Raw genomic sequence first — 18,358 nt, 5'->3', positions numbered from 1 at the left:
CCGATGCCGAGCGGGCCGGACCGTACCGGCCCCGGGAGGCGGGGCCGGGCGACTGCTCAGCGTGCCGGTGTCAGATCCCGCAGGTGGGGGCCGACCAGTACGGCGACGGGTCGAGGGCCACGTGGGTGTGGTCGTCGTGCCCGGGGTAGCCGGGACCGAGGATCTCCGAGAAACCGTGGGTCCTGGCCTCCTGCGCGAGCCGGCAGAAGCTCGGCGAGCCCGTCAGGTCGGCGGCGTCGCCGTAGAGGTGACGGCTGGTGGACGATCCGCCGGCCGCGTTGTTGCAGGCGTAGGAACGGAAGCCGCTGGAGATCGTGAGCGGCACGTCACCGAGCGCGTGCCGCATCGCCTCCAGTTTCCACATGGTCTTCAGGGCGTTCGCCTTCGCGGTGGCCGCCGGGACGGCGCCGCCGGACCAGTCGGAGTTGCACCTGTTCAGCTCGGCGTAGCCGAAGTGGACCGGGGTGCAGTCCGCGTCCTGAAGCGAGTAGATCTTGTTGAAGGTCTGCTGCCCGGCGACGCCGTCCGCGGTCAGTCCGTACGCGGCCTGGAACTTCTTGACGGCGGCGGTGGTCCGCGCGCCGTACTGGCCGTCGTAGGAGAGCCGCTCGCCCGAGGTGACCCAGCCCGCGACCCGGATCTGCAGCTGGGTCACGTCGCTGCCGGAGGAGCCCTCGGAGAGCGTACGGCTCCAGGTGTAGCACTCGTCGGCGTGCGCCGTGCCGGAGGTGGCGCCGACCCCCACCGCCACGCCAGCCATGAGCATGACAAACGAAACGAACATGCGTGCCGCGCGTCTGAACATCCCGGCCTCCCGACCGTCGGTCCCTGCGTGGAGCGGCCGCCGCCGGCCGGCAGTGGCCGGTGCTCAGCGTGGGGCCACCGGGACGCACGCGTCAACACCGCGCGGCCGCGGTGGCGCCTGCCCTTCCGGAACCGACGACGTGCGGGCGAGGAGCGAACCGGACGCCGCCCGCCCGCCCTGCCGGGCCGGCGGGTGCCCGACGCGCGGGACCGGCGTGCCGGCGGGTGCGGGCCGCGAACGCGGGCACCCCGCACCCCGCGAGGTGCTGCCGGGCCACCGGCCACCGGCCACCGGCCACCGGCCACCGGCCACCGGCCACCGGCCACCGGCTACCGGCTACCGGCTACCGGCTACCGGCTACCGGCTACCGGCTACCGGCGGAACGGTCCGGTGACCGCGAAGGTCGTGCCGGGCGTGTAGCAGTTGACGTACATCGTCCCGCCGTCCGGGGCGAAGGTGACGCCGGCGAACTCGCCCCACTCCGGGGCCTCGGGCGTGCCGATGTTCTGGCGGTTCCGCGCCATGGCGTACACCTCGCCGCGGCGGGTGACGCCGAAGACGTGCTGCGCGCCGTTGCCGTCCTCGCAGACCATGAGACCGCCGCTGGGCGCCAGGCAGATGTTGTCGGGCGACTCGCCGGGCAGTTGCACGTCCGTGTCCGGGCCGAAGACGACGACGAGCGTGAGGCGGCGCCTGGCGGGGTCGTAGCGCCAGATCTGCCCGAAGTGGTCGGCGGCGGAGCCCTCCGCGCTGCGGGCGAAGGAGGACACGAAGTACACGCACGTCCCGCCCCAGTAGCAGCCCTCCAGCTTCTGGGCGTGCGTGATGCCCCTGGGCCCGAAGTCCTGCAGGCGGACGGGGGTCTGGACGGCGAGCGGGTCCGGTACGTCCACCCACTCGATGCCGTCGAAGGAGGCGCCCGTCTCCTGGACGGCGGAGAGGTCCGGTACGCCGGGGACGCGCATCGCCTGCAGCAGGCCGCCCGCCCGCAGCGAGCCGATGCCGCCGCGCGGTCTGCGGGGCAGGAACCGGTAGAAGAGGCCGAAGGGCTTCTGGAAGGCGTCCTCGGTCTCGTACACGACGCCCCGCCCGGGGTCGATCGCGACCGCCTCGTGCTGGAAGCGGCCCATGGCGGTCAGCGGTACGGCCCCGGTGCGGCGGGGGTCCACCGGGTCCACCTCGAAGATGAAGCCGTGGTCCTTGGTGTAGCCGCTGGTGCCGGCCCTGTCCTCGGTCTCCTCGCAGGTGAGCCAGGTGCCCCAGGGAGTCCGCCCACCGGCGCAGTTGACGGCCGTACCGGCGATGGCGACCCGCTCGGACAGGACGCCGCCGTGGCCGTCCAGCGTCAGCGCCGTACAGCCGCCCTTGCCCGCGGGGTCGTAGGTGAGGCCCTCCACGACCGGGACGGGGACCGCCGCCGTGGCCCGGTTCTCGTGGTTGCGCACGAGGTGCACACGGCCGCCTCCGCCCGCGAAGGCGGCCATGCCGTCGTGGTTGCTGGGGACCCGCCCCTCCCCGGAGCGGAGCGGGTCGCCCTCGCGGGAGAGCACCCGGTAGCGAAAACCTTTCGGCAGGTCGAGCAGGCCGTTCGGGTCGGGGACGAGGGGTCCGTGGCCGGAGCGGCCGAACGCGCTCGCCGTGCCCGCGAAGAGCTCCGAGAGCGCTCCGGTGAACGCGATGGCCACCCCCACGGCACCGGAGCGGGCGAGTGCCTGGCGTCGCGTCGCGGGCCGGCTCTCTCCGGGCGTGGCGTCGGAGGGTGTGGCGTCGGGCCTGGTTTCGGACATGGGGCAACCTTCCTGCTGGCGGACAGGAACAGTGACCCGCTGTGTCTATCACCTGCTGCCGACCTCGGGAACCACACGTGTGGCCCGTGTCCCCCGCTCCTCCTCGGTGGCGTCAGCGGCCGGGACCCGTCCCCTCACCGCCCCGTGCTCCCGGGGCCCCACCACGTCCCGGCGCACGCCGTGACGGCCCTCGCCTCATACGCCCCGGCCGTGTAGACATGGCTCATGGTCCGGCTCCCGCGTCGAACCGGCACCCGGTCGGCCCGTCGTCCCAGCGGCCGGCACGTCGAGGACGTGCCCGGCCCCGCCCGGCGAGCCCGCGAACAGGCGGCGCGGACGCGCTCCGCGGGGAGCCGCCCGGCGGGGTTGCGGACATCGCTCGGCGGGCGCAGCGTGGCCGGCCAGGTGTTCGTGCTGCAGGTCGCCATCGTGCTCCTGCTGGTCCTGGCGGCGGTGGTGGCGCTGGTGCTGCAGGTGCAGCACGACAGCACGGTGGAGGCCCGCAACCGCTCCCTCGCCGTCGCCGAGGCCTTCGCCAACGCGCCCGGCACCCGGGAGGCCCTGAGCTCACCGGACCCCACCGCGGTGCTCCAGCCACGGGCCGAGGCCGTGCGCCGGGCGAGCCACGTCGACTTCGTCGTCGTGCTCAACACCGAAGGCGTCCGCTACACGCACCCCGACCCCGGCCGTATCGGCAAGAAGTTCGTCGGCACCCTGAAGCCCGCGCTGGCCGGCCGTACGGTGGTCGAGGAGATCGAAGGGACCATGGGGCGGCTGGTGCAGGCGGTGGTGCCGGTGAAGGCGCCGGACGGCACCGTCGTGGGCCTGGTGTCGGCCGGTATCACCACCAGGAACGTCGGCGGTGTCACGGACCGGCAGCTTCCGCTCGTGCTGTCCGCCGCGGGCGTGGCCCTCGCCCTGGCGACGGCGGGGACGGCGCTGGTGAGCAGGCGTCTGCTGCGCCAGACCCACGGGCTCGGTCCGGGCGAGATGACCAGGATGTACGAGCACCACGACGCCGTCCTGCACTCCGTCCGCGAGGGCGTGGTCATCGTCGGCGACCAGGGCGATCTGCTGCTAGCCAACGACGAGGCGCACCGACTGCTCGACCTGCCCGAGGACGCCGAACGGCGCAAGGTGCTCGACCTGGGTCTCGATCCCGAGCCCGCGGATCTGCTGGCCTCCGGACGGATGGCCACGGACGAGGTGCACCTGGTCGGCGACCGGCTGCTCGCGATCAACCAGCGGCCCACGGACATCGAGGGCCGGCCCTCCGGCAGCGTCGCCACCCTGCGCGACTCCACCGAGCTGCGTGCGCTGTCCGGCCGGGCAGAGGTGGCGCGGGAACGCCTCACCCTGCTCTACGACGCGGGGGTCGGCGTCGGCACGACCCTGGACGTGACCCGGACCGCCGAGGAGCTGGCCCAGACGGCTGTGCCCCGGTTCGCCGACTTCGTCACCGTCGACCTGTACGACCCCGTGCTGAGGGGCGAGGATCCCGAGGCCGGTTCGGCCCTGCGCCGCTCGGCGGCGGCCGGGATCCGCGACGACGCCCCGATGTACCCGGTCGGCGCGCAGCTCCACTTCGTGGCCTCCTCCCCACAGGGGCGCGCCCTGCGCACCGGCCGGCGGGTCCTCGAACCGCGTCTGGACGAGGCCCCCGGCTGGCACGCCCAGGACCCCGCCCGCGCGCGGAGGATCGTGGACTACGGCATCCACTCGCTGATCACCGTGCCGGTGCGGGCCGGCGCCCGGATACTGGGCCTGGTCACCTTCTGGCGCGCGCAGAAGGCCGAGCCGTTCGACGCCGAGGAGGTGGCCCTGGCGGAGGAGCTGGTCGCCCGGGCCGCGGTGTCGATCGACAACGCGCGTCGCTACACCCGCGAGCACAGCATGGCCGTGACCCTCCAGCGCAGCCTGCTGCCGCGCAGCCTGCCGGAGCAGAGCGCCCTGGACATCGCCTACCGCTACCTGCCCGCGCAGGCGGGTGTGGGCGGTGACTGGTTCGACGTGCTGCCGCTGTCCGGTACGCGCGTGGCGCTGGTCGTGGGAGACGTGGTCGGCCACGGGCTGCACGCCGCGGCCACCATGGGACGCCTGAGGACGGCGGTCCACAACTTCGCGGCCCTGGACCTTCCCCCCGAGGAGCTGCTCGGGCTGCTCGACGAACTCGTCGGCCGGATCGACCAGCACGAGACACCGGACGGCGGGAGTGTTCCGGTGGCGGGGGCGACCTGCGTGTACGCCGTGTACGACCCGGTGTCCCGGCACTGCTCCGTCGCCCGCGCCGGCCATCCGCCGCCCGCCCTGGTCCGCCCCGACGGCGGCGTGACCTTCCCGGACGTGCCCGCCGGTCCCCCGCTCGGCGTCGGGGGGCCCCCGTTCGAGGCGGCCGACCTCGTCCTGGACGAGGGCAGCCGGCTGGTGCTGTACACGGACGGGCTCATCGAGGACCGGCGGCGCGACATCGACGCCGGGCTGGAGGACCTGCGGGCGGCCCTGGCGGCGGCGGGCGAGTCACCGGAGGAGACGTGCCGCGCGGTGGTCGACACCCGGCTGACGGAGCGGCCGAGCGACGACATCGCCCTGATCGTGGCACGCACCCGGGCTCTCGGGGCGGACCGGGTCGCCGAGTGGCGGGTGCCGGCGGACCCTGTGGCGGTCGGTGAGGTGCGCGCGTCGGTGACCCGGCAGCTTGCGGAGTGGCGCCTGGACGAGCTGGCGTTCACCACGGAACTCATCCTCAGCGAGCTGGTGACCAACGCGATCCGGTACGGCAGCGAGCCCATCGGGGTGCGGATGCTGCGTGACCGCGCGCTGATCTGCGAGGTGTTCGACGGCAGCAGCACCTCGCCGCACCTGCGGCACGCGGCCGGCACGGACGAGGGCGGGCGCGGACTGTTCCTGGTCGCGCAGCTCGCCGAGCGCTGGGGCACGCGCTACACGCCCACGGGCAAGGTGATCTGGGCCGAACAGCCCCTGCCCTGACCGCGCCCCCGGCACGTGGGCAGCCCCGACCGCCCGCCCCCTGCCCGGCCGCGCACCCTTGCGTGCTTCGTACGTCTCTACGAATTCACCGTCGGCGGGGTCCCTCTCCGCCCGTCGCTCTGATAGGAAACCTTCCTACCAGATCCGGTCCGGAGTGCCGGCCGGACCGCCTGCCACCCCCCACTCCCCTTGGAGACCCCGTGCACCCTTCGCACCGCGACTCCGCGTCCCCGTCCGCCGCATCCCCCACCTCCACCGCCCCGGCCTCCCGCCGTGCGGTCCTCGCGCTGATCGGCGCCTGCGTGGCGGCGGTCCCCCTCCTGCCCGCGCCGCACGCCGCGGCGGCGCCCGCGGCCGCCGCGGGTCTCGACGACCCGGCGAAGAAGGAGATCGCCATGCAGCTCGTGTCGAGCGCGGAGAACTCCTCGCTCGACTGGAAGGCCCAGTACGGGTACATCGAGGACATCCGCGACGGCCGCGGTTACACCGCCGGCATCATCGGCTTCTGCTCGGGCACCGGCGACATGCTGGACCTCGTCGAGCTCTACACCGACCGCGCACCCGGCAACGTGCTCGCCCGGTACCTGCCGGCCCTGCGCCGGGTCGACGGCACCGACTCCCACGACGGACTGGACCCGGACTACCCGCGGGACTGGCGCACGGCCGCCCGCGACAGGGTCTTCCAGCAGGCGCAGAACGACGAGCGCGACCGCGTGTACTTCGGCCCCGCCGTACGGCAGGGCAGGACGGACGGGCTGCGGGCGCTCGGCCAGTTCGCGTACTACGACGCCATCGTCATGCACGGCGACGGCGACGACCCGACGAGCTTCACGAACATCCGCCGGCGCGCCCTGCGCAGCGCGAAGCCGCCGGCCCAGGGCGGCGACGAGGTGACGTACCTGAACGCGTTCCTCGACGCGCGGGTGTGGGCGATGAGGCAGGAGGAGGCCCACAGCGACACCAGCAGGGTGGACACCGCCCAGCGGGTGTTCCTGCGCAAGGGCAACCTGGACCTCGACCCGCCGCTGGACTGGAAGGTGTACGGGGACTCCTACCACATCGGCTGATCCCCGCGCCGTCCGCCGCGGTGTGCGCGCCCACGAGGAAGCCGGCCCGGGTGTGGTGCCCTCTCGGGCCCGGGCCGGCTTCCCGGCGCGCCGTCAGCCGCCGTTCAGCCGCGAGCGCAGCAGCTGCTTGCCCACTTCGGCGCCCTTGCGGCTGTCCGACTGCGCCTTGCGGAACAGCTCCACGAGCTCGTTGTCCCCGTCGCGCTCGGCGTCCTGGATGTACTGCTCGAGCCGCAGTGCGTTGCTCAGGCACGCCTCGACGTACCAGATGAGGTTGTAGTCCTTGTCGGGCGTGCCGGTGACGTGGCCGGTCTCGGTACCGCTCGTCATGCGGACCTCCTCCTCCTGGGTCTTCGACCGTGGTCTTCGACCTTCGTCCTGGGTCGGCTCCGGGTACCCCTGCGTGGCGTGGCCAACACACCGCGCCACCTGCGCGAACGGTGCGGGCGCCGGCCCGGGTCAGCCGAGGACGCGGTCGAGGTTGTAGGCGGCGCTGATCAGCGACAGGTGGGTGAAGGCCTGGGGGAAGTTGCCCTGCTGCTCCCCGGTGCGGCCGATCTCCTCGGCGTACAGGCCGAGGTGGTTGGCGTAGGTCAGCATCTTCTCGAACGCCAGCCGGGCCTCCTCCAGGCGGCCGGCGCGGGTGAGCGCCTCGACGTACCAGAAGGAGCAGATGGAGAACGTCCCCTCGTCGCCGCGCAGGCCGTCCGGGGTGGCCTCGGGGTCGTAGCGGTAGACGAGGGAGTCGGAGACCAGTTCCTCGGACAGGGCGTCCAGGGTGGACAGCCACTTGGGGTCGCTCGGCGCGATGAACTTCGCCAGTGGCATCATCAGCACGGCGGCGTCCAGCACGTCGCCGCCCTCGTACTGGACGAAGGCCTGCCGCTTCGCGGACCAGCCGCGGTCCATGATGCGGCGGTAGACGGCGTCCCGGCACTGCCGCCAGCGCAGCAGGTCGGCGGGCAGGCCGCGGCGGTTGGCCAGTCGGATGGCGCGTTCGATGGCCACCCAGCACATGAGGCGGGAGTAGAGGAAGGCGCGGCGGCCGCCGCGGGTCTCCCACACGCCCTCGTCGGGTTGGTCCCAGTGGTCGCAGACCCAGTCCACCAGCGCGCACACGTCGTCCCACTGACCGCTGGAGATGGGCTGGGCCCACTTGTCGTAGAGGTAGACCGAGTCGACGAGGGCGCCGTAGATGTCGAGCTGGAGCTGGTCGGCGGCCGCGTTGCCGACCCGGACCGGGGCCGATCCGTGGTGCCCCTCGAGATGGCGGAGTTCGCCTTCGGGCAGGTCGGTACGGCCGTCGATGCCGTAGATGACCTGCAGCGGGCCCTTGCCCGAGCCGTCGCCGGGGCTGATGTGCCTGGTGAGGAAGTGCATGAAGGCCTCGGCCTCGCCGCTGAAGCCGAGCCGCAGCAGTGCGTACACGGCGAACGCGGCGTCGCGGACCCAGACGTAGCGGTAGTCCCAGTTGCGCTCGCCACCGAGCCGTTCGGGCAGGCTCGTGGTGGGCGCGGCGACGATGGCGCCGGTGGGCGCGTAGGTCAGCAGCTTCAGGGTCAGGGCGGAGCGGTGGACCATCTCCCGCCAGCGGCCCCGGTAGCGGGAGGCGGCGAGCCAGCGCCGCCAGTAGGCGACCGTGGCGGCGAACTGCTCCTCGGCCTCTACGTGGGCGCACCGGCGTGGACTTACGACGCCGCCGACCTGGTCCAGGGCGAACACGGCCGACTCGCCCTCGGCCAGCTTGAAGTCCGCCCGGGCGTCGGGGCCGTCCACGGTCAGGGGCACGGTGGCGTTCAGCGCGAGCGACAGCCCGGCGGACTCGAACAGGGTCAGGCCGTCCGTCGCACGGACGGTGTGCGAGTCCCTGCCGTAGTCGAAGCGGGGGGCCACCCGGGCCCTGAAGGGCAGTGTGCCGCGGACGCACACGACGCGCCGGATGAGCCGGTGTCGGTCGGCCTCGGCCGCGTCCGCGGTCACCGGCATGAAGTCCTGCACCTCGCCTACGCCGTCCTCGGTGAAGAACCTGGTGATCAGCACGTTGGTGTCGGGGAAGTAGAACTGCTTGGTCCGGGCGCCGTCGGCGGCGGCGAGCTCGAAGCAGCCGCCCCGGTCCGCGTCGAGGATGGACGCGAAGACGCTGGGGGCGTCGAAACGGGGGCAGCAGTACCAATCGATGGTGCCGTTGGTGCCGACGAGCGCGACGGTGCGCAGGTCGCCGATCAGTCCGTGTTCGGAGATCGGCACGTAGCGCGGCGCCGCGGGCGCGCCCTGCCGGCTGAAGGTGTCGGCCATCGCAGCAGCCTCCCTGTCCGCAGACGCACGGACTGCTTCCAGCGTAGAGCCGCAGCCGGTGCCGCCGCCCTCCGGATGCGGGGCGCGGCCGGGCACGCGATCGTGGGAGGGAGTCCCGTCTCGCGCGGCACGGGCGCCGGTGCGGCGGCCGGCTGGGAGGAGACGCGGACTCGAGGAGGAGACATGTCGCCGTCACAGCCCGAGTCATCCCGTTCGTCCGGGGAGTTCGTCACCCCGGACAATGTGCTCCACGTCCGTACCGGCACCGATGTCTCGGCCGAGGACATCGTGCTGGCCGGGGGCAGGGACATCACCCCGAAGAACCTCGAGTGGGCCCAGCGCAAGCTGGCCACGGAGGGGCCGATCGCGATCGAGAAGCTGCTGCCCTGACCCGAGGGTTCCGTCGCCGCTCCGCCGGCGGGGAACCGGAAGCGGCGCTCCGGTTCCCCGCCGCCGGCGGCGTGCCCGGCGCCGGACGCCTCCGCGGGCCGTGCGGGCCCGGGTCACGGGCGCCGGGCGTCCCAGGCGAGCGGTTCGTCGGGCAGCTCGCTGTCGTCCTCGACGACGTGCACGGCGGCCTCCTCCGCTCCGGCCGCGCCCGCGTCGATACCCACGTCGTGGGCCACTTCCTCCTTGGTGGTGTCGGTGTGCGCGCCCTGGTCGGGGGCCACCAGACGGCCGGCGCGGCGGGCGCCCGCCTCCGGGTCCACCGGCTCGCCCTCGCCGCCGGGCAGGTCGCCGACCCCGTCACCGACCTCCTCGCCCACGTCGGGCGTCTCCTGGGCGAGCCGCTGGTCGAGGGTCTCGCCGTCGTGCTGCTCGGCGGCCGTGACGCCGTGCTTGCCGACACCGACGGGCTTCTCGGGCGGGGAGTAGCCCTGGTCGAGGATCTCGTCGTACGTCGGTTCCTCCAGCGCGTCCGACAGGTCCAGCGGCGCGGCGTCCTCCTGCTCCTCGTTGTCCCCGGTCGGCTGGTACGCATCGTCGGCCATCGGATCGGTGCTCACGAGTGCCTCCCTGGCATCGGCTCGTCTCAGAGGTGTCGTGATCCGCGTTTCCCGGTACGGCGGTCCTAACCAACCAGGTCGCCGACGGTGATCAACGGGATGAAACGGCCGGCACCGCTCCAACTGCCGCCGGCGGGCGCTCCGCCCGGCTTGAAGGCCGCAGGTGCGCCGCTATCATCACCTCCACACACGGTGTGATCATCCGGCTGCCGCAGCGGTGGGCGATGCCCGCACCACCCCCCGTTCTCTCCGGCCCCTTCCGAGGCCTCCCTCGGGCGGATCCGTGCCGGCTCCCCACGCGTCCGGGCCAGGCCGCCCCGCGTCGTGCACGACGGAAAGCAGCGCATCGATGAGCAACAGCAGGGGCAGAGGGCTGCAGGCAGGCGCCCTCGGAACCTTCGACACCGTGGTGATGGCCGTGGCGGGCAGTGCCCCGGCGTACTCGCTGGCGGCGACCACGGCGGTCCTGGTCGGGTCGGTGGGCCTGGCCAGTCCGGCGGCCCTGCTGTACTGCCTGATACCGATGCTGGGCATCGCGCTGGCGTTCGGCTACCTCAGCCGGATCGACGTGAACGCGGGTGCCAGCTACTCGTGGGTGGGCCGCACGCTCCACCCGTTCCTCGGCTTCCTCAGCGGCTGGGCCCTCGTCGTGTCGGCGACCATCTTCATGGTGGCCGGTTCGCTGCCCGCCGGGTCGATGACACTGGCCCTGTTCGACGCCGGACTCGCCGAGAACACGGCCCTGTCGACGGTGGTCGGCGCGGGATGGTTCGTGCTGATGCTGCTGGTGGTGCTGGGCGGAGCCCGGCTGACCGTGCGGGCGCAACTCGTCATGTCGGGGGTGGAGTTCGCCGTGCTCGCCCTGTTCGCCGTCCTCGCCGTCCTGCACACCGGCGACGCCCGGGCCTTCGACTGGTCGTGGCTGGGCTTCGGCCATTTCGACGGGGTGTCCGGGTTCGCCTCCGGCGCCCTCATCGCCGCCTTCTACTACTGGGGCTGGGACGTCACCAGCAACCTCAGCGAGGAGACCCGCGACAGCCGCCGGACGACGGGACTCGCGGGACTGATCGGCCTGGGCGTCGTCTTCCTGCTGTTCGAGGTGTTCACCATCGCGGTGAACGTCGTGCTGTCCTCGCGACAGATCCACGAGAACGAGGCCAACGTCCTCGCGGTGCTCGGCGAGGAGCTCTGGCCGGGCTGGGGCGGCAGGCTGCTCGTCGTCTCGGTGATGCTGTCCACGATCGCCACCCTGGAGACCACGCTGATCCAGGTCACCCGCTCGCTGTTCGCCATGGGCCGCGACCGTACGATGCCGTCCGCGCTGGGCCGGGTGCACCGCACCTGGAACACCCCCTGGGTGGCCGTGGCCGTGGTCGGCGCGGTGGCGCTGGCCATGTTCATCGCGTCCAACGCGCTGGGCACGGTGGGCGAGATCCTGGCGGACGCCATCTCGGCGATCGGCCTGCAGATCTCCGTCTACTACGGTCTGACGGGCCTGGCGGTGGTGGTCGCCTACCGCAGGATGCTGCTGAGGTCGGTGGCCCACTTCGTGTTCGGCGGTCTGTGGCCGCTGGTGGGGGCGCTGTTCATGTTCTGGGTCTTCGTCGAGTCGCTGGGCGAGCTGGAGCCCGCCGCGATCGCGATCGGCATCGGGGGCCTGGCCGCCGGTCTGGTGCCGATGCTGTGGTACTGGCGGCGGGGCAGCGACTACTACCGGCCGGCGAAGCTGGACGCCAGCCGCACGATCCGGGCCGACTACATCCCCGGCGCCCGCGCGGGCGAGCGGTCCCGCGCGTACGAGGGCCTTCCCACCGACTTCTGAGGACGAGGCCGATGGCACGCCAGAGCCGCACCACCGACTTCGACCCCGACTACGGGGACGAGGCGCTCACCCGCGCCCGCCAGGACATCGTCATCGGCCGCTGGCAGGGCCTGCGGGACCTGCTGCGGGACACCGGCGCCGACTGGCCGGTGCGGGGCCACCGGATCCGGCTGCTGGCGCAGGCGTGCACGGGCAGTTCGACCGTGGAGTCCTGGCTGGCCGCCGAGCCGCACAGCGCGGACGCGCTGGTGCTGCGGGCGGCGACCGAGACGGCCCGCACCTTCCACCTGGCCATCGCCGCGGGCCGGGGGGTGCCGATCGAGCAGTCCCGGCTGGACACGGCGGTGCGGGCCTGCCTGCGGGCCACGGAGGCCTGGCCGGAGGACCCCACGCCGTGGATCTCGCTGATCTCCGTGGCCCGGCTGTATCCGACGGGCGTGCGGCGCCGGGAACTGGCCCGCTGGTGGGACGAGTTGCACCGGCGCGACCCGCACAGCGTCGAGGGCCATCTGCAGGTGCTGCACTACTACTCCTCACGCTGGCACGGCACCCACGGCCTGATGTACGACTTCGCCCGCGACGCGGCCGGGGCGGCGCCGCCCGGCTGCCCCCTGCCGGTGGTGGTGCAGTACGCGCGGGTGGAGGAGTTCCGGTACGTCCTGGAGGGCGCGCGGGGGCAGCGCTCCGCCGTGGGCTGCGGGCAGCAGTGGGACCACGACGGGGCGGTCAGCGACGTGAGGCGCACCTGGGAGCGGTGGATCGTGCCGCGCAGGGACGCCGTCGTGGCACCGGAGGAACTGCGCGACGTCAACTACCTGGCGCACGCGGCCTGTCTCGCGGGCGCCCTGGACGTCGCCGGGCCGCTGCTGCGGATGCTGGGCCGCCGGGCCACGAGGACGCCGTGGTCGTACACCGGGGACCCGGTCAGGCAGTTGGTGCGGTGGCGCCGGGAGGCGGGAGTGCGGACCTGACCGGGGTCGTGCGGGCGGCCGCCGGCCCGGCGCCGGCGGCGGGCGCGACGTACAGCCGCAGCGGGCCGACGCGCCGGGAGGGCCAGGCGCGGGCGTACTCGGGCGGCCGGCCGTCGGCGGTGGTGAGCACGGCGACCGGCATCCGCCGCGCGGTCCGTTCGACGGCGGCCCGGGTGGTGTTGGCGTTCGGGCCGCCGGTCGCGACGGAGGCGCAGCCGGTGTAGAAGGCGATCGGGACGGCGTTCTGCCCGGTGAGCAGGCAGGGCGGGCGGACGCCGAGGCGGTGCAGCGCGGCGGCGGTGCGGTCCCAGCCGCGGCGGTCGGCGGTCGTGCGCTGCACCGTGTGGGTGAGGACCGCGAACTGGACGGCGAGATGCCCGGCGAGCCCCAGCACGACCAGGGCGGCCACCGCCGGCCGCCGGACGCGGCCCCGGACCGTCAGGAGCCGGACGAGGACGTCGGCGACGGGGATCGCCAGCAGGGCGTAGGAGGGCAGCAGGAAGCGCGGCGCCGCGTACCCGATCAGGAAGAGGTAGGGGAACGCGGCCGTGGCGGCGCAGCCCAGCGCCACCAGGGTGGGCGTGCCCCGCCGGGCGCGCACGGCGAGCGCGAGCCCCAGCAGGGCGAGCAGCGGCAGGACGTACCACCAGGCGGTGACCACCGGATGCGGCATCGCGCCGGTGCACGGACGGCACAGGGTCCGGCCGCTGAGACTGCGCAGCTGGTCGTCGACGGCGAAGTACCAGCCGAGGCCGCCCTGGATCGCGGAGCCGTCGGACAGCCGCCGCAGCAGGCCGCCGTACGCGGCGTAGGCCTCGATCACCCACTCGGCGGCTCCCGCGGCCAGACCGGCGAGCAGCGCGGCCAGGGGCCGCCAGTGGCGGCCCCGCAGGGCGAGGGGCAGCAGCGGGAGCGCCACCCACACCGCGTCCGTGGGCCGCATCCACGCCATCAGCGCGGCGCCGGCTGCCAGGCCCCACGGCGCCGCCCGGTCGGCACGGTCCGCGCGGGCGCGCAGGAAGCAGCCCGCGCAGACCAGCGCGCCCACGGCCACCCAGTAGTTGGGCATCGCCTGCGGGCCGTAGAACAGCGTCACCCAGAGGGTGGTGAACAGGGCGCCGGCGAGCGCGAGCACGCGCGGCGGGAACATCCCCCGCCACACCCGCAGGGCCACGTACAGGGCGAGGCCGGACAGCAGCGCCAGGTAGACGCGCAGCAGCACGGTGGACGACGACCAGGAGGCGATCGGCGCCACGAGCAGCGGGACACCGCGGGAGCGGGGGGCGCTGAAGAAGGCCGCCGGTGCGTGGGAGCTGACCTGGCTGACGTAGACGGTCTCGTCCCAGCCGAGGCCCATGCCGGGCCGGACGAGGAGGAGCTGGGCCACGGTGAAGGCGGCGGCCACGGCCGCCAGGAGGCCCTGGCCGCCGAAGCGGGGACCGCCGCGGGAGGGGCCCGGCGGCCAGGAGCGCCGCATTCCGGCCCGTACGGCGTGCGCGGTGTCGGGCATCCGGGCTCCCTCACCCCTCCATCTCACGGGCCCGCGCCACCCGCCGCCCCGGAGCCTGGAGCGGCGTACGGAGCGGCACGGGGACGGCGCGGGCAGGACGGCGAACGCCAAAAACGGCGGCACGACGTCGGTCGGGACCTATAGGACGAACAACGACAAACTAACCCGGCCGGTACGCTTTGTCCGGCAGCGATACCCCCGGGGGCCTGTCACCCCTACGCGCTGTAAGGTTGAGGGCATGGCTGGCAGGGGGCCTCACGGCGGGACGGGACGGCGCAACGCGGGGGAGCTGGAAGGCGCGGTCCTCGGGGCGCTCTGGTCGGCCCAACGGCCCCTGACCCCGGCGGAGATCCAGACGGCTCTCGGCGGCGACCTGGCGTACAACACCGTGCACACCATTCTCAAGCGGCTGCACGACAAGGGTCTGGTGCTGCGCGACGCCGGCGGGCGGCGCGGCGCCTACCGGCCCGCCAAGAGCGCGGCGGAGCTGACCGCGGAGGCGATGCACGCCGCTCTGGACCGGGGCCCCGACGCGATCGCCGCCCTGCGGCAGTTCGTCACGGGGCTCAGCCCCGAGGAGGGGCGGGCGCTGCGCGACCTGCTCACCGGCGGCGCGGCCTGACAACGGGGCCACGGCCCGCGCCGTGCACGGGGGCACCGGGCTACGGCGGGCCGGCCCGGTCCGGCCAGGTGGCGAGGACACGCGGGGGTGGACGGCCGCCACGGCGCCGGCGCGACGACCGCCCCCCGCGTCACCCCTCGCCGTCGTCGCCGTCGCGCCCGCGGGCGTTCGGACGCCGGTGCGGAGGCTGCTCGGGCGTGGGACGGGCCGTCAGGGGCGGCACCGGGCAGGTCGCGGGGTTGCCCGGCCGCACCGTGATCGGGTCGCCGTGGTGATGCAGCGTCAGCGCCTCACCGGACAGCAGCGAGTACGTCGCACTGTGCCGGCCGATCTCCACGCACAGCCGACGGCCGCGGAACTGCAGGCTGAACACCAGACGCCGGAACTTCTCCGGCAGCCGCGGCGCGAACGCCAGCGTGTCGCCGGCCCGGCGGGTGCCGCCGAAACCCGCGACGAGGGCCACCCAGGTCCCCGCCAGCGACGCGATGTGCAGGCCGTCGCGGGTGTTGTGCTCCAGGTCCTCCAGATCCATCAGGGCCGCCTCGGCCGCGTAGTCGTAGGCCAGGCGCAGATGGCCCGCCTGGGCGGCGATCACAGCCTGGACGCACGCCGACAGGGACGAGTCCCGGACCGTCAGCGGCTCGTAGTACGCGAAGTTGCGGGCGACCTGTTCGTCGTCGAAGTGGCTGCCGCAGGCGTACATGGCGAGGACCAGGTCCGCCTGCTTGACTACCTGCTTGCGGTACAGGTCGAAGTAGGGGAAGTGCAGCAGCAGCGGGTACTGGTCGGGACGGGTGGCCGCGAAGTCCCAGGACTGGTAGCGGGTGAAGCCCGCGCTCTGCTCGTGCACGCCGAGGGTGGCGTTGTACGGCACGTGCATGGCCTCGGCGGCGTCCCGCCACGCGGCGCTCTCCTCGTCGTCGACGCCGAGCTGCTCCGCCTCCTTCGGGTGGCGTTCGACGACGTCGGCGGCGGCCAGCAGGTTCGCCCGCGCCATGAGGTTGGTGTAGGTGTTGTCGTCGGCGATCGCGCTGTACTCGTCGGGACCGGTGACGCCGTCGATGTGGAAGGCGCCGTGGTGGTCGTGGTGGCCCAGCGACCGCCACAGACGGGCGGTCTCCACCAGCAGTTCCACGCCGGTGTCGCGTTCGAAGTCGCTGTCGCCGGTCGCCGAGACGTACCGCACCACGGCGTGCGCGATGTCGGCGTTGACGTGGAACGCGGCCGTCCCCGCGGGCCAGTACGCCGACCCCTCCTGGCCCTCGATGGTCCGCCAGGGGAACGCGGCGCCCCGCAGTCCGAGCTGGGCGGCCCGCTCCCGGGCGGCGGGCAGGGTGTTCCGCCGCCAGCGCAGCGCCTCGGCGACGGCGCCCGGCGCGGTGTACGTCAGCACGGGCAGCACGAACATCTCTGTGTCCCAGAAGGCGTGACCGTCGTAGCCGGAGCCGGTCAGCCCCTTGGCGGGGATCGCCCGCTGCTCGGCGCGGGCCCCGGCCTGCAGGACGTGGAACAGGGCGAAGCGGACGGCCTGCTGGATCTCCTCGTCGCCGTCCACCTCGACGTCGGCGCGCGCCCAGAAGTCGCGCAGGTACTCCTCCTGTTCGTGCGCCAGGCCGCTGAAGCCGCTGAGCGCGGCCGCCGCCAGCGCCGCGTCGGCCTGGTCCCTTATCGCCGGCAGGGAGCGCACACCCGACCAGCCGTGCGAGACGAGTTTCTCCACCCGCAGCCGCTGTCCCGGGTCGAGGACGGAGGTGACGGTGAGCCGGGCCATGTCGGGGTGGCTCTCGTCGGCGACCGCCGTCCGCTCGGGGCCGGAGACGACGTGGTCGGCGGCCACCGCGACGCGCAGGCCGCTGTTGCGGGTGCGGTGGACCAGACGCAGCCGGCTGTCCGCGGAGAAGTGCTCCTCCGGCTCCAGCGGGGCCTGCAGCGCCCTCGCGGCGCGCGGGTCGCCGTCGGGGTCCGGCAGCTGCTCGTTGGCGACGAGCTCCGACTGGATCACCACACGCGTCCGGCTGTCGAGGGCCTCCACCTCGAAGGCCACGGCGGCGATCGACCGCTGGGTCAGGGAGACCAGCCGGGTGGAGCGCAGGCGGATCGCCGAACCGGCCGGCGAGACCCACTCGCAGGTCCGCTCCAGCACTCCCCGGCGCAGATCGAGGACGCGCTCGTGGGAGACGAGGCGGCCGTAGCGCAGGTCGAACGGCTCGTCGTCGACGAGCAGGCGCAGGATCTTGCCGTTGGTGACGTCGATGACCGTCTGGCCCGACTCCGGGTAGCCGTAGCCGGCCTCCGCGTACGGCAGGGGGTGCACCTCGTGCACGCCGTTGAGGTAGCTGCCGGGCAGGCCGTGCGGTTCACCCTCGTCGAGGTTGCCGCGCCAGCCGACGTGCCCGTTGGACAGCGCGAACACGGACTCGCTCTGGGCCAGGACGTCCAGGTTGAGCTCGGTCTCGCGCACCGTCCAGGGCTCGACGGCGTACGAGCGCTGCGTGATCACGTGTCACCCCCCAGCTCGGCCAGGTCCTTGACGACGACGCTCGCGCCGTGCGCGTACAGCGCGTCGGCCTGGCCGACGCGGTCGACGCCGACGACGTAGCCGAAGCCGCCCGCGCGTCCCGCGTCCATGCCGGCCAGCGCGTCCTCGAACACGGCGGCGTGCGCGGCGTCGACGCCGAGGTCGCGGGCGGCGGCGAGGAACGTGTCGGGGTGCGGCTTGCCCGGAAGCTTCCGCTCGGCGGCGACCACGCCGTCGACGCGGACGTCGAACAGGCGCTCCGCGTCGATCGAGCGCAGCACCTCACGCGTGTTGGCGCTGGAGGAGACGATCGCGGTGCGCAGGCCGGCGGCCCGGACCGCGTGGAGGTAGCGCAGCGTGCCCTGGTAGGCCTCCACGCCCTCGGTGCGGAGCTTGTGCAGTACCAGTTCGTTCTTGCGGTTGCCGAGGCCGCGGACGGTCCGGGCGTCCGGCGGGTCGTCGGGGGTGCCCTCGGACAGTTCGATGCCGCGGGAAGCGAGGAAGGCACGGACGCCGTCGGCGCGGGGCCGCCCGTCGACGTACTCGTCGTAGTCGTCGACCTGGTCGAAGGGCCGGAAGTCCGCGCCGTCCCGCTCACGCAGGAACGCGTCGAAGGCCTCCTTCCAGGCGGCCGCGTGCACGACGGCCGTCTTCGTGACGACACCGTCGAGGTCGAAGAGGCAGGCTTGGATGTCTTCGGGCAGACCGAGCTTCGTCATACAGGGCACCTTTCCCCGCGGCGCGGCGTTGAGAGGGTGTCGAGTGCCACACGGAGCGTACTTTCCGACGCCGTCCGGCACATGGATGCGGGCTGTCCGCGATCCCCGACGACGAGGCGGCGGCCGGGCCGCTGGTGGCCGGGGCGCGGGCCGGGACGGGGAAGCAGCCCAGGAGGTGCTGCTTCCTGCTCGCGCCCGGAGTGCTTGGCGGCGGTGCAGGCGCGGACGACGTCGCGGGCCTGGACCA

The 18,358-nt window shown here is 73.7% G+C and carries 14 protein-coding genes; 6 read left to right on the top strand and 8 right to left on the bottom strand.

Annotated elements, in window-relative coordinates; translation table 11 throughout:
- Positions 1–70: 70 nt before the first annotated feature.
- Both ACWDNY_RS17480 and ACWDNY_RS17475 read right to left on the bottom strand, forming a co-directional pair.
- On the bottom strand, positions 71–805 hold the full coding sequence (locus tag ACWDNY_RS17480) for a D-Ala-D-Ala carboxypeptidase family metallohydrolase (RefSeq protein WP_451646628.1): 735 nt from the start codon (positions 803–805) through the stop codon (positions 71–73).
- Between the two features lie 371 nt (positions 806–1,176).
- The gene (locus ACWDNY_RS17475) at positions 1,177–2,592 is read right to left on the bottom strand and encodes an alkaline phosphatase PhoX (RefSeq protein ID WP_451646627.1); all 1,416 of its coding nucleotides are present in this window, start codon (positions 2,590–2,592) and stop codon (positions 1,177–1,179) included.
- 225 nt (positions 2,593–2,817) lie between these two features.
- On the opposite strand from ACWDNY_RS17475, the gene ACWDNY_RS17470 reads away from it, so the two are divergent.
- Together ACWDNY_RS17470 and ACWDNY_RS17465 are read left to right on the top strand one after the other, a co-directional pair.
- A complete protein-coding gene (locus ACWDNY_RS17470) occupies positions 2,818–5,580 on the top strand; it encodes a SpoIIE family protein phosphatase (RefSeq protein WP_451646626.1) in 2,763 nt (920 codons plus the stop codon).
- Positions 5,581–5,780: 200 nt separating this feature from the next.
- On the top strand, positions 5,781–6,647 hold the full coding sequence (locus ACWDNY_RS17465) for a chitosanase (protein ID WP_451646625.1): 867 nt from the start codon (positions 5,781–5,783) through the stop codon (positions 6,645–6,647).
- A 93-nt stretch (positions 6,648–6,740) separates the two neighbouring features.
- Here ACWDNY_RS17465 and ACWDNY_RS17460 read toward each other — a convergent pair whose 3' ends face one another.
- Entirely contained in the window at positions 6,741–6,977 is a 237-nt protein-coding gene (locus ACWDNY_RS17460) for a hypothetical protein (RefSeq protein ID WP_451646624.1), read from the bottom strand.
- Between the two features lie 129 nt (positions 6,978–7,106).
- Complete coding sequence (locus ACWDNY_RS17455) at positions 7,107–8,942, bottom strand: glycoside hydrolase family 15 protein (RefSeq protein WP_451646623.1); 1,836 nt, start codon at positions 8,940–8,942, stop codon at positions 7,107–7,109.
- Positions 8,943–9,125: 183 nt separating this feature from the next.
- On the opposite strand from ACWDNY_RS17455, the gene ACWDNY_RS17450 reads away from it, so the two are divergent.
- Positions 9,126–9,332 carry a hypothetical protein gene (locus tag ACWDNY_RS17450; RefSeq protein WP_451646622.1) on the top strand — a complete coding sequence of 69 codons (207 nt, stop codon included), beginning with the start codon at positions 9,126–9,128 and terminating at the stop codon, positions 9,330–9,332.
- 113 nt (positions 9,333–9,445) lie between these two features.
- Here the strand turns inward: ACWDNY_RS17450 and ACWDNY_RS17445 are convergent, their stop codons facing one another.
- A complete protein-coding gene (locus ACWDNY_RS17445; protein WP_451646621.1) occupies positions 9,446–9,949 on the bottom strand; it encodes a DUF5709 domain-containing protein in 504 nt (167 codons plus the stop codon).
- Between the two features lie 349 nt (positions 9,950–10,298).
- Between ACWDNY_RS17445 and ACWDNY_RS17440 the strand changes: the two genes are divergently transcribed.
- Positions 10,299–11,771: an APC family permease gene (locus ACWDNY_RS17440; RefSeq protein WP_451646620.1), complete on the top strand. Its 1,473-nt coding sequence runs from the start codon at positions 10,299–10,301 to the stop codon at positions 11,769–11,771.
- 11 nt (positions 11,772–11,782) lie between these two features.
- Positions 11,783–12,742 carry a hypothetical protein gene (locus ACWDNY_RS17435; RefSeq protein ID WP_451646619.1) on the top strand — a complete coding sequence of 320 codons (960 nt, stop codon included), beginning with the start codon at positions 11,783–11,785 and terminating at the stop codon, positions 12,740–12,742.
- Here the strand turns inward: ACWDNY_RS17435 and ACWDNY_RS17430 are convergent.
- The gene (locus ACWDNY_RS17430; protein ID WP_451646618.1) at positions 12,696–14,252 is read right to left on the bottom strand and encodes a hypothetical protein; all 1,557 of its coding nucleotides are present in this window, start codon (positions 14,250–14,252) and stop codon (positions 12,696–12,698) included. The two genes, ACWDNY_RS17435 and ACWDNY_RS17430, sit on opposite strands and share 47 nt — an antisense overlap.
- Before the next feature lie 238 nt (positions 14,253–14,490).
- Here ACWDNY_RS17430 and ACWDNY_RS17425 point away from each other — a divergent pair, with 238 nt between their 5' ends.
- On the top strand, positions 14,491–14,874 hold the full coding sequence (locus ACWDNY_RS17425) for a BlaI/MecI/CopY family transcriptional regulator (protein WP_451646617.1): 384 nt from the start codon (positions 14,491–14,493) through the stop codon (positions 14,872–14,874).
- Between the two features lie 130 nt (positions 14,875–15,004).
- On the opposite strand, the gene ACWDNY_RS17420 is transcribed toward ACWDNY_RS17425, so the two are convergent.
- Positions 15,005–17,374, bottom strand: coding sequence for a glycoside hydrolase family 65 protein (locus ACWDNY_RS17420; protein ID WP_451646616.1), 2,370 nt, complete (start codon positions 17,372–17,374; stop codon positions 15,005–15,007).
- A complete protein-coding gene (locus ACWDNY_RS17415; RefSeq protein WP_451646615.1) occupies positions 17,371–18,111 on the bottom strand; it encodes an HAD family hydrolase in 741 nt (246 codons plus the stop codon). The genes ACWDNY_RS17420 and ACWDNY_RS17415 overlap by 4 nt, the downstream gene beginning before the upstream one ends.
- Between the last annotated feature and the right edge of the window lie 247 nt (positions 18,112–18,358).

The sequence above is a fragment of the Streptomyces sp. NPDC003697 genome (genome assembly GCF_053587115.1).
The sequence above is the reverse complement of the archived record's forward strand: the minus strand, read 5'-3'. Positions and strand labels throughout refer to the sequence as shown.

What these genes read in the sequence shown, in the direction of transcription:
- ACWDNY_RS17475 (WP_451646627.1), bottom strand. Translation starts at nt 2,592, where the DNA reads ATGTCCGAAACCAGGCCCGACGCCACACCCTCCGACGCCACGCCCGGA.
- ACWDNY_RS17435 (WP_451646619.1), top strand. Translation starts at nt 11,783, where the DNA reads ATGGCACGCCAGAGCCGCACCACCGACTTCGACCCCGACTACGGGGAC.
- ACWDNY_RS17455 (WP_451646623.1), bottom strand. Translation starts at nt 8,942, where the DNA reads ATGGCCGACACCTTCAGCCGGCAGGGCGCGCCCGCGGCGCCGCGCTAC.
- ACWDNY_RS17450 (WP_451646622.1), top strand. Translation starts at nt 9,126, where the DNA reads ATGTCGCCGTCACAGCCCGAGTCATCCCGTTCGTCCGGGGAGTTCGTC.
- ACWDNY_RS17460 (WP_451646624.1), bottom strand. Translation starts at nt 6,977, where the DNA reads ATGACGAGCGGTACCGAGACCGGCCACGTCACCGGCACGCCCGACAAG.
- ACWDNY_RS17480 (WP_451646628.1), bottom strand. Translation starts at nt 805, where the DNA reads ATGTTCAGACGCGCGGCACGCATGTTCGTTTCGTTTGTCATGCTCATG.
- ACWDNY_RS17440 (WP_451646620.1), top strand. Translation starts at nt 10,299, where the DNA reads ATGAGCAACAGCAGGGGCAGAGGGCTGCAGGCAGGCGCCCTCGGAACC.
- ACWDNY_RS17425 (WP_451646617.1), top strand. Translation starts at nt 14,491, where the DNA reads ATGGCTGGCAGGGGGCCTCACGGCGGGACGGGACGGCGCAACGCGGGG.
- ACWDNY_RS17415 (WP_451646615.1), bottom strand. Translation starts at nt 18,111, where the DNA reads ATGACGAAGCTCGGTCTGCCCGAAGACATCCAAGCCTGCCTCTTCGAC.
- ACWDNY_RS17470 (WP_451646626.1), top strand. Translation starts at nt 2,818, where the DNA reads ATGGTCCGGCTCCCGCGTCGAACCGGCACCCGGTCGGCCCGTCGTCCC.
- ACWDNY_RS17430 (WP_451646618.1), bottom strand. Translation starts at nt 14,252, where the DNA reads ATGCCCGACACCGCGCACGCCGTACGGGCCGGAATGCGGCGCTCCTGG.